The sequence below is a fragment of the Treponema primitia ZAS-2 genome, from assembly GCF_000214375.1.
In the GTDB taxonomy this organism is placed as follows: Bacteria; Spirochaetota; Spirochaetia; order Treponematales; family Breznakiellaceae; genus Termitinema; species Termitinema primitia.
Map to the genome: position 1 here is coordinate 412,465 of NC_015578.1, position 15,610 is coordinate 428,074.

The window sequence follows — 15,610 nt, forward strand, 5'->3', positions numbered from 1 at the left end:
CGACAATGTTGTTTTTTCCTGCTGTTTACTATATGTTCTACAATAGCAAGAACCGGACTCGCTTTTTGCATTCGGGAGTTTCTATGCGTAATTTTGTTTTTATACTAATCCTGAGTCTCTGGGTATTCACCGGACCTGCAGCGCAAAGCAGCGGATCCGGCGTCCTTGGCTTGGATATTTCCGACGCTTTTTCTCAGATGGATGCCGCTCTTGCGGAGAATGATATGAGTCCCGAGGATTTCTATTATATGGGCAGGGCGGTGGCGGCAAATATACTCACCCGTTACCGCTTATATACACAAAAACCAGCCCAGACCCTTTACCTGAACACGATCTGTTCCGCCATTACTGTCAATTCCCCTCAACCGAATCTTTACAATGGCTATCATGTGATGATCCTGGATACTCCGGAGCTTAACGCCTTTGCTACACCGGGGGGCCATATCTTTATAACCCGGGGTATGTTGGAGGCGGCCAATTCCGAAGATGCCCTGGCTGCGGTTATTGCTCATGAAATTGCCCATATCCAACTGAACCACGGCGCCACACTCATCAAAGAGATGAAGGATATCCGGGATCTTTCCAACGTGGCGGACCGGGCGGCGGCTATCGCCACACGGGAAGCTTCGCTGAATGAGCGTACCATGCTCTTTGACAATTCAGTGAGAGAAATGGTAAACACCCTGATCCAAAACGGCTATGCCCGGGAGCAAGAATTTGCCGCGGATACCTATGCCCTGAGGCTTCTGTCACTCGCAGGATATGTACCATCAAGTCTGGTGGATGTTTTAAATAGTATACAAAAAACCGGGACATCCGGGGGGATCAACGGTACCCACCCATCACCGGCCCAGCGCATTACCAATGTCCAGAGAGAACTGCCGCGGTACCGGACTCAGGACACCCGGTCCTTCCGGGCATCCCGCTTTACGGTGACAAAATAGGGACGCTTAGGCCAGGTCCCCGCTTCCCAGGTACTCCCGGGCTACCGGGTCTTCAGGTTCCAGCTCCAGAACGGTGCGGAAAAAGCCCGCCGCTTCATCATCGTCGCCCTTACGCAGGGCCAGCACTCCCAGGTTAGAAATTATTTTCACGTTTTCCGGTTCTTCACGCAGGGCGGTTTCCAGTTCACGCCGGGCTGCCTGGTAATCACCCTGTTCCATCAGGCAGATGGCCAGTTCGTTCCGGGTATCGCTGTTGTCACCCCCCAGATCAAGGGCGTGGCTAAAGGCGGCGGCGGCATCATTCCAACGGGAAAGCCGGCGCAGTCCCCAGCCCAGGATGAACCAGCCGTTCCACACCAGGGGGTGCTGTTCCAGGAAAACCCGGATTTTTTCCAGCCCCTTCTGTTCTTCTCCCAGCCGGATAAAGTCGTAGGCTTGCCGGAAAATCTCGTCATCCAGGCTGCGGCTTTCTATCTCCCGGACTATTTCCCGGGCTTTGTTCCGCTTTTCTGAAGGAAGCTTTACCGGAAGGGCCGTGGGGAGCTTTCCGACTGAAATCGATGTTGCCGGGTCTGCCTCCGCCTCCAGGGCAAGGTAGGATGAAAAACAGTCCCTGGCTTTGGAAAAATTCCGCCGCCGCATGTAGAAAAAGCCTGCATTAAAAAGGCCGTCCGGAAAAGACGGGTGCAGGGCAAGCAGTTCTTTATAGGCTTCGTGGGCCAGGTCGTATTCGATATCGGTCTCTTCAGCATCAGCGGTTTCCCCAAGGGATCGCTCCAGGGCTTCCGCCCGGTTTTCCAGGATCAGAGCCCGGTCAAGGAGTATCACCGGTGAACCCGGGAAGAGTCCCCGTACGGCCCCTATAATTTCCAGGGCCATGTCGTAATCGCCGTTCCTGGCCTTGAGGATAGCCGCTTCGGTAAATTCCCCCAGGATATCCGGCCGCACCGCCAGAACAAAGCGACGGTAGTAGTCTGCGTCCTCCACGCTGATTTCCGGATCAGCCCCAGGAACAGCGGAATTTCCGACGAAGTCAGAAACGACCCGGAGCATCCCGGAGATTATCATTTCCCAGGAAAGCTGCTCCAGGTCCAGCTTGGTTTCCCCCTGGGGCAGTTCCACCGGGATAGGGATGGCCGGATCTATGGAAAAGCCCTCCTCGTCATCGGTTTCCAGTTCTTCATCTTCCTCATCGTCATGATCGTGGTCATGTTCGTGATGATGAGGTCGGGGTAGGGTTTCCATTTGCCCTCGGAGAGATTCGGGAACCGATAAAAAGACAATACTATTTCTTTTGATTTCCATTTTATTTTATGACCGCGTCTTCCGCCGGAGCTTCCGGGGCCGCGTTTTTTTCGGCCTTTGCTTTGGCGGAGTCTTCCTTAAGTTTGGAGATAGCGGCTTCCGCCTGGTTATGCTCATCCTGAGCCTGCGCCGCATCACCCCGGTTATCCGCCCGGACCACGCTCAGGAAGTCGTTCAGCCGCACCTTATAGCCCATGGGGATCACCCCTTCATCGAAGGTTATCGCCAAGGCTATCAGTTCCTTCCGGCCTTCCACGGTTTCAGCCCGGATAAACTTTCCCCGGACCAGAAAACTCTCCCGGGGGTCCTCAAAATCCAGTCGCAATGCGGTTTCCCGGTCTACCAGGAATTTGGCTACTCCCATCATGATGATTTTGGCGCCCGAAAAGGAAAGATCCCGGAGTATACAGCGCCGGGGTACTTTTTCGATAAAGGCGGCAGTATCCTTGGACATGACCTTCAGTTTCCGTATAGAATCCGCCGTAAGGAGTACCCGTTCATCTTTCCGTTTTGTTGAATTGATATTGGCGTCCAGAATCCGCCCCATAATTTCAATCAGGTCATCCGGCGGGCGTTGGGTAAATAGGAGGGTGAACAGGGCAGTATCACTGGAACCCCCGTAGGGGCTGTACCCCGCCACCCGGGCGGTTACAAAGAAGGTCACCGGGCTTGCCGAGTCAGCGCTCTTAAAACACAGCCTGAGGCTGACTGAGTTATTTGCCTGCTGCAATTTCTCTGTCAATCCCGACTTGATATTGGCCACCACTTTGGCCCCTTGAAAGGAAGACGAATATATCACGCAGGGCCAGAAATCCCCCACGCATTTGAGTAAGACCTGTTGCGTAATCAACCCGGTAACCTGGATGATTTCTTTGGTAAAGGTGACATCAATCTCCTTATACCGTTCGTAGTAAGAGGCTATTTTCTGGCTGGTAAGTACGCTCATCTCCCTCTAATATAAAGCCCTTTTGGGTATACGTCAATGAAGTTGATACCCATCCAATCATTTTGGAGGGTTTTCTATGGGGAGGAAACCCCCTGGGAAGGCCCCCAAGGGCCGAGGGCTTGGGTCAATATTGGAGAAAACAGATATTCCGTACCATTGCGTATGGCTGCCCAGGGGATATTTACCTTGACAGATACCGCTTACCACGGTTAAACTAGCCCCATCGCGGGAGAATAAACTCATGAAGAAATTAGCTATCAGGGATCAGAGCGCCTGTATGTTCTGTCTGACCTGTGAGAATGCTTGTGCCCAGGCATTCTACAAAGGTGAGAACACACAGAAACAGGATCTGTCCTGCATTCACGTGTTGGGGACTGATGTTCCCAATAAATTCAAGATCACGGTTTGTGTGCAGTGCGGTAAGTGCTCCAAGGCTTGTGAGGCAGGGGCCATCACCCAGAACGCCCAGGGTGTGTATATGCTGAACAAGAAACTTTGTGTGAACTGCGGCAAGTGCCTCGAAGCCTGCCCCTTTGGGGTCATGGTGAAAGCCGAGGACAAACCCAGCCCCACTAAGTGCATAGCTTGTGGCATCTGCGTTAAGGCCTGTCCTCAGGATGTCCTCTACATTAAAGAAGACGCCAAAGAAGCAGCCAAGGCCACAGCGTAAGCGAAGGCTCGGAGCAGCAGCTACCTTATCGGTCTAATCTCCCGGTTTTTGCCTTATTAATAGGCCGGGAGTGGTTTATCCTTTTCCTCAGCATGGCAGAGCTTGCCCCTTAGGAGATTCCGAAGGAGTCAGGTGGAAGCCCCTCTTAATCAAATTTGATAATTATGATACTTTAAATTCCTATGATAGAATACAGAAAGGCAAAGCTTGATGACATTGAAGCGTTAACTGAGCTGAGGATTAATATGCTCCTTGACCAAGAAAAGTGTTCAGGGTCCTTTGTTGGCAAATTTGGTAATGTTAATAATGCCTATTTGCAAAAAAGCATAACCGATGGATCCTATATTATTTTTGTTGCTTATGAGAACAGTAGTATTATAGCAATGTGCGGTATAGCACTATTTACATTGCCGCCAAACACCTGGTGTATAACGGGGAAGACTGCATATCTGAGCAGCTTGTATACAAAGAAAGAATATAGAAATAACGGGATTGCCTCAAAACTTTTAACAATGGTAATGGAGGAAATTAAAAATAGTAATATTGAACGTGTATTATTACACACAACAGAACAAGGGGAAGCCTTATATAAAAAAATCGGATTTGAATATTCTGAAGATACAATGGCATTTTACCCCCTTGGAAAAGATTTTGAAAAGATATAGAGGGTATCTATACAGTATTTTCGTAATATGCTAAAAATAAATAAGGGAATTTTAAAAAACTTTAGTTTTAGAGTCGCCCGCAATTTATTTTATAGGAGCATTCATGCCGAAATTAGCACAGACCCCCGGAACCGTCCTCAAATCCTTATTGGACGAGTATCAACTATCCACCGCCAAATTAGCCCAGGCAATAGGACTAAGCAATTCAGCGGTCTACCAAATAGCCATAGGCAAAACCAGAGTAAGCGCCCCGGTAGCCCTCCGGCTTGCAAAGTATTTTGGGCAGACTCCCGCCTATTGGCTTGAGTTGCAGACCAAAACAGACCTTGCCGAAGCTGCCGGGGACAAGAAACTTTCTTCCGATATCAAAGCCATAAGCAAAGCGAAAAAGCCTAAAGCCCCAAAGGTGGTAAAAGCCAGCAAACCGGCAAAGGGTGCTGGCGCTAAGAAAGCCCCGGCAAAGAAGGCTGCCGGGAAAGCCACAGTCAGGAAGGTCTCTGCCAAGAAAGCTGTCCGGAAGGCCGAAAAGGCCCCTGCCCCCAGGAAACCGGCTGTCATATTAATTAAAAAATCTGCACCCACTTCGGAAATAACGAATTAACCGGCAGACTTTTTTTTGAATACCGGATTGGTATTGCAAGCTTTAAAAAGGCGGTACTGGCACAAGTACCGCCTTTTTGCTGAAATTTTGTGATGAATTCACATTCTTTTCTATAAAATTATAACATAGTAATCACCTGTGTATTATAGGACTTGAACAATTTCTTGCTTTTTCTTATAATAAAATCAATGGCCCTGCCCTAAGGGGGGGGTATTAAACCCGCTTGTGAATCAACAACCTCGCCCTAAAGGGACGAGGTATGTTGTTCTCATAAGGTATTTATATTCGGGGTTTAATACCCTTTTTAAGCGCCCTAAAGGGCGGGGTATTAAACCCCTCAACACGAATAAACCTAAGGAGGTTTTAGTATGGCAAAGAAAGTGATTTCCGTAAGAACCGTGGTGGCTGTTGGTATAGGCGCTGCCCTGGTGTTCGTATTGATGCGTTTTGTGGCTATCCCTTCGGGGGTTCCTAATACCAACCTGAACCTGGCGTCGGGGATTTTGGCGATCTTCGCGGCAATTTTTGGGCCCATAGCGGGGTTCCTTATCGCCTTCATCGGGCATACCCTGACGGACCTTACCTGGGGTGGAGTTTGGTGGAGCTGGGTCATTGCCGATGCCGTGTTCGGCCTGCTGATCGGCCTTTTCTGGAAGCTCTATAAAATCGAAGAGGGCGAATTCGGGATAAAAAATGCGGTGATTTTCAACGTGGTCCAGATACTTGCCAACGCTATTGCCTGGGTCGCCCTGGCGCCCACATTGGATATACTTATCTATCAGGAGCCGGCGGACAAGGTCTATCTTCAGGGGCTGGTTGCCGGCGGCCTGAACAGCGCAGTGATTCTAATCCTGGGTACCCTCCTGGCATTCGGCTACAGCCGCACCAAGGTGAAGGCGGGAAGCTTGAAGGAAGAGTAAGATTTCCGATCCATCGGCGGCCCTTTGTTTTAAGGATTTTTCTTTCCAATATCGGTCCCAGTCCGGGCCTACTCTGTTTGATATCAACCTGACCGTGGGGCGGGGAGAGAAGATCCTTATCCTGGGGCCTTCAGGGTCCGGGAAGTCTACCCTGGCCCATTGCATCAACGGACTGATTCCCCATGCCTTTAAGGGAACCATAGGCGGTTCATACACTATCATGGGTGAGGACGGGCAGGGGCTGGATATTTTTGCCCTTTCAAAAAAAGTAGGCACCCTGCTGCAGGATACGGACGGGCAGTTCGTGGGGCTCAGCGCCGGGGAGGATATTGCCTTTGCGGCGGAGAATGATTGTGTTTCCGTAGAAGAGATGCACCGCCGGGTGCCGGAAGCGGCAAGACTGGTTCATATTGAGGATCACCTGGCAAAGCCGCCCCAGGATCTATCCGGGGGGCAGAAACAGCGGGTGTCCCTGGCGGGGCTCCTGATGAACGATGTGGAACTTCTCCTTTTCGATGAGCCCCTGGCAAACTTGGATCCCGCCACGGGGAAAGAAGCAATAGAACTGATTGACCGGCTTCACCGGGAAACGGGAAAAACCGTTATCATCGTGGAACACCGACTGGAGGATGTCCTGCACCGTCCGGTGGACCGCATCATTGTTATTGAAAAAGGGCGTATCATGGCGGATCTGCCCCCGGCGGAACTGCTGGCTTCGGATCTGCTGGGAAAGGCCGGTATACGGGAGCCCTTCTATGTAGGCGCCCTGCGGTATGCCGGTGTTGAGCTGAAACCGGATATGGGGCTTGAATCGGTAGAAACACTGCGCTTTGATCCCCGGATTTTGAAAGATTGGGATGCAGGGCTTAAAGAAGATGCGCCGGATAAGCCGGCCCCGGTTCTCCTGGAAGTCCGGGGCTTACAGTATCGCTACCCTGATGTTGCCGATCCTTCACCGGGGGCAAAACAGGTGCTAGATGGGGTGTCTTTTTCCCTGGCTAAGGGGGAGTGTATCAGCATGGTGGGCCGGAATGGGGCGGGGAAGTCCACCCTGGCAAAACTCATCGCCGGGTTCATTCGTCCCGATGCGGGTCAGATTTTTTTTGACGGTAAGGATCTGGCGGCCTATTCTATAAAGGAGCGTTCCGAACATATCGGCTATGTAATGCAGAACCCGAACCAGATGATCTCCTTTCCCCTGATCTTTGACGAGACCGCCCTGGCCCTGCGGAACCGGGGGATCAATGAAAATGAGACACGGGACCGGGTGTTTGAGGCCCTGGGCGTCTGTGGGCTCTATCAGTTCCGGAACTGGCCGGTGAACGCCCTGAGCTTCGGTCAGAAGAAGCGGCTTACCATTGCGTCAGTGTTAGTGATGGGACCTTCCCTGATCATCCTGGACGAACCTACCGCCGGGCAGGATTACCGCCACTATTCGGAGATCATGGAATTTTTGCGGAAGCTCAACCGGGAACAAGGGCTCAGTTTTCTGCTGATTACCCACGACATGCACCTGATGCTGGAATACACTCGCCGAGCCCTGGTTCTTTCCGAAGGAAAGCTGCTGACCCGGGACGGTCCCGGGGGCGGGGATACTCCAGCGGCGGTCCTCACCGACGATTTTCTGGTAGAAGCGGCAAGCCTGAAACGGACCAGCCTCTACGATTTGGCAATTAAGGCTGGCATGACGGATCCCCGGGCTTTTGTGCGGCGCTTTATTGACCACGAGCAAAGCCGCCGGGAAGCGCAGCTTGATGCGGGGCTGAGGGCTTCAGCCCAAGGGGCCACGCCATGAGCCGCTTCATGCTTTCCTATGTGGACCGGCCTTCCCCGGTTCACCGGCTTACCGGGGCGACCAAGCTGATAATTTTTCTGCTTTGGTCAGTGCTGACCATGGCGGGCTACGATACCCGGGTTATGCTGATCATGAGTGTTTTAGGAATTGCAGCCTTTGGGGTCTCAAAGGTCAGGTTTCGGGATGTGGCGTTTATTTTTAAAATGCTCATCCTGTTCATGGTCCTTAATATTATTACGATTTATCTTTTTGCACCCGAACAAGGGGTGGAGGTCTACGGAACCCGGCATATCATCCTTAAGGGTATCGGGCGTTTTACCCTTACCCGGGAACAGCTTTTCTACGAGTTCAACATACTGCTGAAATACTCCATGATGGTTCCCATGGCAATAATCCTGATCGTCACCACCCATCCCAGCGAGTTTGCGGCATCATTGAACCGTATAGGGGTAAACTATTCCATAGCCTACGCAGTAAGCCTGGCCCTGCGTTATATCCCGGATGTGCAGCGGGACTACGAAAGCATATCCCAGGCCCAGCAAGCCCGGGGCGTTGAGCTTTCCCGGAAGGTGTCCTGGGTAAAGCGCCTGAAGGGCGCATCGGCGATACTCCTCCCCCTGGTGTTTTCATCCCTGGACCGCATCGACGTGGTAAGCCACGCCATGGAACTGCGCAGTTTTGGCAAACACAAACGCCGCACCTGGTATTCCGGGCGGCCCTTTACCAGGGCGGATGCGCTGGTACTGATTCTGGGGACGGTCCTGTTCGGCTTAGGGATCTGGTTCACTTTTAAAGACGGGAGCCGGTTTTACAATCCTTTTGAGTAGCTGCTCTCCGATCTTTTGTACCCAAAAGGTGACAGTCACCACTTTGGAGCCAAGTTTCGACCTTTCCACCAGTTTTCCCCCCGTGACTATGATAGCTGTAATGTGATAACGGCAGGGGAGGGAGGGCAAAGCCCCCCGGCCCGTCTCTGGAATTCCCTGCCGTAGCAGACCCGAAGGGGCTGACGGAGGCAGATTCTACAGGTTAGGGCTGGGGGGCTTTGCCCTCCCTCCCCGATCACTACCCCACTACATCCATCATAAACATCCATCATACCAAGCCATATTTGACTTTTCCCCCTGAAAATACTATTTTTAGTATATGCGTACAATAACCATGGAACGGGTGGAAGAAACCCGGCAAGCCATACTGGATACGGTCTGTAGCGGGGTCCTTACCCACGAACAGAAGGTCACGGGCCTGGAAAAGCTCTCGGAATCCCTGATAGAGGTTCTTGATTTGCCCCCGGAGTACCTGAAACTAAAGGAAGCGGGGGTTATCTGCGATTTGGGAGAATCCAACGCCCCCCCCAGGCCCCGGTACATCGTGCCGGACTACGACAGGCTGTTTAAGCGGGGCTGCGAATTCTTGGAATTGACCCCCCCGGCGGACCTGGACGAGGCCCTGAACGTGCTGTCCATTTTCATCCGCCATGTCCCGTCGGTAACCAACTTCCCGGTATTCATCGGCTTTCTGGACCGGCTCCTGGAACCCTTTGTGCAGCGGGAGGACCCCCTTTACGCTAAAAAAAAGATAGGTCTCTTTCTGCGCTACGTGGACCGCACTATAACCGACTCCTTCTGCCATGCCGATATCGGCCCCGAAGATACCCGGGCCGGGCGGCTCATCCTGGAATGTGAAAAGGAGGAGCCCAAAAGCGTGCCCAATATCTCCTTCCTCTACGATCCCCAAACTACCCCGGAGGACTACGCCCTTAAGGCGGCGGAAACCGCCCTGACCAGCGCCAAGCCCAGTTTTGCCAACCACAAGATGTTCCTTTCGGAACTTGGGGAAGGCTACGCGGTGGTCAGTTGTTATAACGGGCTGCTGGTGGGGGGCGGCTCCTATACCCTGTCCCGTCTGCGCCTGGGGCATCTGGCCGCCGGCGCAAAAAACCTCGCCGGTTTCTGGCCCCTGCTGGAACAGGCCGCGGAAACCATGATGGCCTATATGGATTCCCGAATTGCCTTTATGGTTGAACAGTCCGGTTTCTTTGAATCCAACTTCCTTGCCAAAGAGGGCTTCATCAGCAAGGATCGCTTCACCGCCATGTTCGGCCTGGTGGGACTTGCGGAATGTGTGAACACCCTCATGGAGCGGGAGGGAAAAAGCGGCCGCTTTGGGCACAGTAAAGATGCGGATGATCTTGGGGTAGCAATAATGAAGAAGCTCGACGCCCTGGTCAAGGCCCATCACAATCCCTACTGTTCCGCAACCGGAGGGAACTTCCTCCTCCACGGGCAGGTCGGCATTGACAGCGATACCGGTGAAAGCCCCGCTACCCGCATCCCCATTGGGGAGGAGCCTGAGGAACTGAGCGATCACCTGGTACACTGTGGGCTTTTCCACGGCTACTTCCCCGCAGGAACCGGAGACGTCTTTACCCTGGAAGCCACAGCCCTCAGAAACCCTGCCTATCTTCTGGACATGGTGAAGGGCGGCTTTGCCAAAGGGGGCCGGTACTTCTCAATATACTCAAGCGATTCCGATGTAATCCGGGTAACCGGCTATCTGGTCAAACGCTCCGAGATGGACAAACTGGCTGCGGGTAAAAGCGTGCTCCAGGATACTACCGCCCTGGGCCTCGGTTCAGCGCGAAACGGACATATCTTGGAGAGGAAACGGAGGTAATGTCAAAGGAATACCCGTGGAGGAAAGATCCGTGGACAGTACCCCCGCCAGGGCACCGGTAAATCGCATCCTGCGCTCCAGCATAGTTGACGGGCCCGGTAACCGGGCCGCAGTATTCCTGCAAGGCTGCAACTTTGACTGCGTTTATTGCCACAATCCTGAAACCATCACCCTCTGTTCTTCCTGTGGCACCTGCGTCCCGGCCTGTCCCGCAGGGGCGCTGAGTGTAGGCGAATCAGGGGGCATACTCTGGAACCGTGACGCCTGTACCCTCTGCGACAGCTGCCTCAAAACCTGCCCCCATAATTCCAGCCCCAGGGTTCGCCTTTTAAGCCCAAAGGAAGTGATGGCTGAAATTGAGCCCTCTATCCCCTTTATCCGGGGCATCACCGTCTCAGGGGGCGAATGTACCCTATACCCGGACTTTCTCCGGGAACTGGGGGAACTTGCCCGAGAGCGGTCCCTCAGCTTTTTTCTCGACAGTAACGGCAGCTACGATTTTGCCGCCGACCGGGGTCTTATGGAAATTACCGACAGTGTTATGCTTGATGTAAAAGCGGACCCGGAAAATGGGGCGGAATACCGCAGGGTTACCGGCAATGACGGAAAGGGCATCCTGGACAAGGCAGAATATTTGGCAAAAACAGAAAAACTGTACGAACTCCGCACCGTGGTAAGTCCCGGCCTCTTTGACCCTGTTGCGGTGGTGGAAAAAGCCTGCCGCCGCATCGTCGGTACTGGGTCCCGATACAAACTGATCCGCTACCGTCCTGTAGGGGTCAGGCAGGAAGCTGCCGCTGCCCTGGCAGAACCGGATGATCTGTTGATGGAAAAACTTGCCGGAATATGCGCAGGCCACGGCATAGAGGCAGTAATAGTATGAAGATCACGGTTATTGGCGGGGCAAATATTGATATTTCCGGCCGCTCAAATGCGCCTCTGGTTGCGGAGGACTCCAACCCCGCCCATGTAAACCTGAGCCCCGGCGGGGTAGGCCGCAATATCGCTGAAAACCTGGTCCGCCTCGGGGCGGATGTTTCTTTTATTAGCGCCATCGGGGACGACGGATTTTCCCGGCTCATGGAAGGCTACTTTAACGAAGCCGGCATGGATACTGCTCATCTCATACGGCGCAGAGGCATCCACACGGGGCTGTACCTCGCCCTGTTTGAGCCCGCAGGAAAATTCTTCATCGCCGTAAACGATATGGAGGCGGTTGAATCCATCACCCCGGCTGATATAGATGCTGCGGGGGGTCTTCTGGTACACTCGGATCTGGTTGTACTGGACGCGAATCTGCGCCCTGAAACCTTGGAAGCTGCCCTTGCCGCCGCAGGCAATGTTCCGGTCATGGCGGACAGCGTGTCCGAGGCCAAGGCGGAACGGCTCAAGGCAATTCTTCCGGGCCTAAGCATACTCAAGGCCAACCGCGCCGAAGCGGAGGTGTTAGCCGGTTTCAGTTTTGACACCGATAACGCACTCCGGAAAGGCTGCCGGAAGCTCCTTGACGCCGGCCCTAAGCAGCTTTATATTACCCTGGGCAAGCAGGGAGCCTGCAGCGCCGTCCGGGGCCATGCCGGCGAGTGTGTGCTGTTCATGCAGCCGGTTCTGCCCGGCGCCCTGGTGAACGTAAACGGCGCTGGTGACGCCTTTGCCGCCGGGGCGGCTTACAGCTACTGTCTGGGCTATACCGTGGAGGCAAACGGCCTTTTCGGCGCAGCCTGCGCAGCGATCACCGTGGAATGTGAAGACGGGGTTTCCAAAAACCTTACCAGAGCTGCGGCAGTAGATAGGATGGCCGCTGTCTTGCGTAGTAATACTGACACTAATTAGGAGAATTATATGAAAGCAGTAGAAAAATATCTGGACATACAAGGCGAAGTTCGGGAAGCCCTTGCGAAAGGGCAGGCGGTGGTCGCCCTGGAATCGACCATCATTTCCCACGGTATGCCCTACCCTGACAACCTGGAATGTGCTGCCGCCTGCGAACGGATAGTGCGGGAACACGGCGCAATACCTGCAACCATTGCCATACTCAAGGGCCGGGTAAAGATCGGCCTTACGTCGGAGGATCTTTCCTACCTTGCTTCGGCAAAATCGGTGTTCAAGTGTTCCCGCCGGGACTTAGGCTATGTGCTGGCCCGGGGCCTGGACGGCGCCACCACCGTAGCCGCCACCATGATCCTGGCCGCCCGGGCAGGGATACGCTTCTTCGCCACCGGCGGCGTCGGTGGTGTGCACCGGGGCGCTGAGAGCACCATGGACATTTCTGCGGACATGACGGAACTGCAAACTACGGATGTGTGCGTTATCTCCGCCGGGGTCAAAAGCATCCTTGACATAGGCCGCACCCTGGAATACCTGGAAACCCTGGGTGTCCCGGTGGCGGCCTTTTCCCAGAACCGTTTCCCCGCCTTCTACACCCCCGACTCAGGCTTCGACGCCCCCCTGCGGCTGGACAGCGCCGAAGACGCAGCAAAGATGATGAAGATAAAGTGGGACTTCGATCTCCACGGCGGCGCCATCATAGGCAACCCCATCCCCAAAGAATACGCTGTGCCACCGGAAAAGATAAACGCCGCCATAGACAGTGCCCTGAAGCAGGCCGGAGAACGGGGCATCGCCGGAAAGGCGCTCACACCGTTTCTGCTCGATAAGATAAAGGAACTCACCGGTGGTGAAAGCCTGGAGGCGAATAAGCACCTGGTCTACAATAACGCTGCCCTGGCTGCGGATATCGCCTCAGCCTTTGCTGCGTTGAAATAGTAATTTTACTCAGAAGGAGAAAGATATGGCAAAGATGCAGATTTTCTACGATTATGAATGTCCTTATTGCAAGCGGGGGTATGAATACCTCGGCGAGTTTATCGGGAGTCATCCTGAAATCGAAATTGAATGGCGGCCTGTGGAAGCCCATCCCCGGCCGGAGAACCATCCGCCCCACACGGATCTGAGCTGTCAGAGTTACTATATTGCCCGGGAACTGGGCGCGGATATGCCCAAGTTCCACGCCGCCATGTTCCAGGCGGTGGCCGGCGAGCGGCGGGATGTGGAAAAGGCCGATGTCCTGGTTGATATTGTCAAGGGTCTGGTGGACGGAGCGAAGTTCAAAGCCGTCCTTGAATCGGGTAAGTACGCCAAACAGATTGACGAGAACAACGATCTGGCCTATGAGCAGAGCGGCGTCTGGGCTGTCCCGGCTTTCCGGATGAACGGAAAAAAGCTGGACGCTGCGGTAGGGGTTGGGGTTACTAAAGAGCAGGTTAAAGCTTTTCTGGAACAGCGCTGAATTTCAAAAGGCATGCCCATAGAAATTCGTGATCTCTATGGGCATGCCTTTTGTTTTTTAATTATTTTTTACATAACCCTATTATATTTATGGAGGTAAGAGGGCATTGATACCGGGGCCATTCCGTTATCGGTATGGCTTTCGCCTTCACAGAGGGGAGTTACCGAGCAACCCGCCACCCCATAAAAACTCCCCGTTTTGTGGAGAAATCGGCCCAAAGGCCGATTTCTCCAAGAGAGTTTTTAAAACTCTCAGTCGTCCCAAAGCCAGGTAGACAGGTAGCGTTCCCCCGTATCGGGCAGCACCGCCACAATGGTCTTCCCCTTGTTTTCAGGCCGCTTGGAAATGGTTAGGGCCGCTTCCAGGGCTGCGCCGGAAGAAATACCCACCAGGATACCCTCTTCTTTTGCTGCCCTGCGGGCTGCTGCCCCGGCTTTAACGTCATCGGTCTGGTAAATCTCGTCAATAATATCTTTGCCGTATACCTGGGGCACAAAGCCCGCGCCAATACCCTGGATCTTGTGGGGGCCGGGCTGGCCGCCTGACAGGACCGGGGATGCCGAGGGTTCCACGGCGATTACCTTCACCGAGGGTTTCTTGGATTTCAGGTATTTACCCGCCCCGGTAACGGTTCCGCCGGTGCCGACCCCGCCGATAAGGATATCAACCTCACCCTTGGTATCGTCCCAAATTTCGGGACCCGTGGTTTTCTCGTGAATGTCCGGGTTAGCAGGGTTGTTGAACTGCTGGGGGATAAAGGAATTGGGAATAGTTGCCGCCAGCTCTTCCGCCTTAGCAATGGCCCCCTTCATACCTTTGGCGCCTTCGGTCAGCTCCAATTCCGCCCCCAGGGCTTTGAGAAGCTTCCGCCGCTCAATACTCATGGTCTCCGGCATGGTCAGGATGATCCGGTACCCCTTCACCGCCGCCACAAAGGCCAGGCCGATGCCGGTATTGCCGCTGGTAGGTTCGATAAGAACCGTACCCTTCTTAATTTTCCCATCTTTTTCACCCGCCTCGATCAGTGCCAGGGCGATCCGGTCTTTAACGCTGGAAAGGGGGTTAAAGCTTTCCAGCTTTACATATACCGTAGCCCCCCCCTCGTTAAGCTTGTTGATTTTCACAATAGGGGTTTTCCCTATCAGATCTGTAATTTTGTCTACTCTAGCCATAATTAACCTCCTGTGTTAATTCCTAGTATTAATATAGGCATTATATAAGAAAAATCAAGCAAATGTCAAGCGATTTTTTATGAAATTTGGCAAAATTTTTTCAAGTTTTGTTCGAAGCCTCCATCACCGACATATTGAAAGTTGTTCACAAAATGAACAAACGGGTATTTGAACGCTTGACATGTTTTATAAAAGCTTGTTATGGTTTAGCCGTAGTTTTATTCTGAAAGGGGAATTGTAAGGGTGTATTCACACAGGGATACTTATAAAGTACAAATGAACCTCCACAAGTATGTGAGTCTGTACTTGACGTCTGTTACCCCCCCCCCCCCCCCCACGAAATAATTGCTTATACCACAAAGAATTAGCTCAATCATTTGACACTTTAGCTTCTCAAAATGTACCGGTTCCTCTACGGGGATATCGGCTTTTTTATATGCCCATTCCATCCACGCGGAGGGCCATCGGCTTTAAGGGGCCGTGACAGCAACCGGATTACATCCCCGATGCTGTTACGGCGCACGGGTAAGTATCTGCGGTAAGACAAGAAAAAAAACGGGTACAAGAGGTGTACTGTACACTAGGGGAAAATTTGCTCTGACGAAAACACTAATAGTACCTGCACCA

The 15,610-nt window shown here is 53.1% G+C and carries 15 protein-coding genes; 12 read left to right on the top strand and 3 right to left on the bottom strand.

Going from position 1 to position 15,610, the window contains the following annotated elements; all coding sequences use genetic code 11:
• Nucleotides 1-83: 83 nt before the first annotated feature.
• Nucleotides 84-944 carry a M48 family metalloprotease gene (locus TREPR_RS01770; RefSeq protein ID WP_015706565.1) on the top strand — a complete coding sequence of 287 codons (861 nt, stop codon included), beginning with the start codon at nucleotides 84-86 and terminating at the stop codon, nucleotides 942-944.
• A gap of 6 nt (nucleotides 945-950) precedes the next feature.
• Here TREPR_RS01770 and TREPR_RS01775 read toward each other — a convergent pair whose 3' ends face one another.
• Nucleotides 951-2,189, bottom strand: coding sequence for a tetratricopeptide repeat protein (locus TREPR_RS01775; protein ID WP_245534768.1), 1,239 nt, complete (start codon nucleotides 2,187-2,189; stop codon nucleotides 951-953).
• A 61-nt stretch (nucleotides 2,190-2,250) separates the two neighbouring features.
• Nucleotides 2,251-3,195 (bottom strand): PilZN3 domain-containing protein, encoded by a 945-nt coding sequence (locus TREPR_RS01780; protein WP_015706567.1) that lies wholly within the window; start codon nucleotides 3,193-3,195, stop codon nucleotides 2,251-2,253.
• A gap of 241 nt (nucleotides 3,196-3,436) precedes the next feature.
• Here TREPR_RS01780 and TREPR_RS01785 point away from each other — a divergent pair, with 241 nt between their 5' ends.
• The 11 genes from TREPR_RS01785 to TREPR_RS01835 all read left to right on the top strand — a co-directional run bounded on the left by TREPR_RS01785 (nucleotide 3,437) and on the right by TREPR_RS01835 (nucleotide 13,811).
• The gene (locus TREPR_RS01785) at nucleotides 3,437-3,865 is read left to right on the top strand and encodes a 4Fe-4S binding protein (protein WP_015706568.1); all 429 of its coding nucleotides are present in this window, start codon (nucleotides 3,437-3,439) and stop codon (nucleotides 3,863-3,865) included.
• Nucleotides 3,866-4,047: 182 nt separating this feature from the next.
• Entirely contained in the window at nucleotides 4,048-4,530 is a 483-nt protein-coding gene (locus tag TREPR_RS01790) for a GNAT family N-acetyltransferase (protein ID WP_015706569.1), read from the top strand.
• A 103-nt stretch (nucleotides 4,531-4,633) separates the two neighbouring features.
• On the top strand, nucleotides 4,634-5,131 hold the full coding sequence (locus tag TREPR_RS01795) for a HigA family addiction module antitoxin (RefSeq protein WP_015706570.1): 498 nt from the start codon (nucleotides 4,634-4,636) through the stop codon (nucleotides 5,129-5,131).
• A 368-nt stretch (nucleotides 5,132-5,499) separates the two neighbouring features.
• Nucleotides 5,500-6,051, top strand: coding sequence for an ECF-type riboflavin transporter substrate-binding protein (locus tag TREPR_RS01800; protein ID WP_015706571.1), 552 nt, complete (start codon nucleotides 5,500-5,502; stop codon nucleotides 6,049-6,051).
• Nucleotide 6,052: 1 nt separating this feature from the next.
• Nucleotides 6,053-7,846: an ABC transporter ATP-binding protein gene (locus TREPR_RS01805; RefSeq protein ID WP_052299686.1), complete on the top strand. Its 1,794-nt coding sequence runs from the start codon at nucleotides 6,053-6,055 to the stop codon at nucleotides 7,844-7,846.
• Nucleotides 7,843-8,673 (top strand): energy-coupling factor transporter transmembrane component T family protein, encoded by an 831-nt coding sequence (locus tag TREPR_RS01810; RefSeq protein WP_015706573.1) that lies wholly within the window; start codon nucleotides 7,843-7,845, stop codon nucleotides 8,671-8,673. Before TREPR_RS01805 ends, TREPR_RS01810 begins: the two co-directional genes overlap by 4 nt.
• 319 nt (nucleotides 8,674-8,992) lie before the next feature.
• Complete coding sequence (locus tag TREPR_RS01815; RefSeq protein ID WP_041610972.1) at nucleotides 8,993-10,522, top strand: YjjI family glycine radical enzyme; 1,530 nt, start codon at nucleotides 8,993-8,995, stop codon at nucleotides 10,520-10,522.
• 16 nt (nucleotides 10,523-10,538) lie between these two features.
• Nucleotides 10,539-11,405, top strand: a complete 867-nt coding sequence (locus tag TREPR_RS01820) for a YjjW family glycine radical enzyme activase (RefSeq protein ID WP_215904811.1) — start codon at nucleotides 10,539-10,541, stop codon at nucleotides 11,403-11,405.
• Nucleotides 11,402-12,355 carry a carbohydrate kinase family protein gene (locus tag TREPR_RS01825; RefSeq protein WP_015706576.1) on the top strand — a complete coding sequence of 318 codons (954 nt, stop codon included), beginning with the start codon at nucleotides 11,402-11,404 and terminating at the stop codon, nucleotides 12,353-12,355. The genes TREPR_RS01820 and TREPR_RS01825 overlap by 4 nt, the downstream gene beginning before the upstream one ends.
• A gap of 9 nt (nucleotides 12,356-12,364) precedes the next feature.
• Complete coding sequence (locus TREPR_RS01830) at nucleotides 12,365-13,288, top strand: pseudouridine-5'-phosphate glycosidase (RefSeq protein ID WP_015706577.1); 924 nt, start codon at nucleotides 12,365-12,367, stop codon at nucleotides 13,286-13,288.
• Nucleotides 13,289-13,313: 25 nt separating this feature from the next.
• Complete coding sequence (locus TREPR_RS01835; protein WP_015706578.1) at nucleotides 13,314-13,811, top strand: DsbA family protein; 498 nt, start codon at nucleotides 13,314-13,316, stop codon at nucleotides 13,809-13,811.
• Nucleotides 13,812-14,062: 251 nt separating this feature from the next.
• On the opposite strand, the gene cysK is transcribed toward TREPR_RS01835, so the two are convergent.
• Nucleotides 14,063-14,983 carry a cysteine synthase A gene (cysK, locus tag TREPR_RS01840; protein ID WP_015706580.1) on the bottom strand — a complete coding sequence of 307 codons (921 nt, stop codon included), beginning with the start codon at nucleotides 14,981-14,983 and terminating at the stop codon, nucleotides 14,063-14,065.
• Between the last annotated feature and the right edge of the window lie 627 nt (nucleotides 14,984-15,610).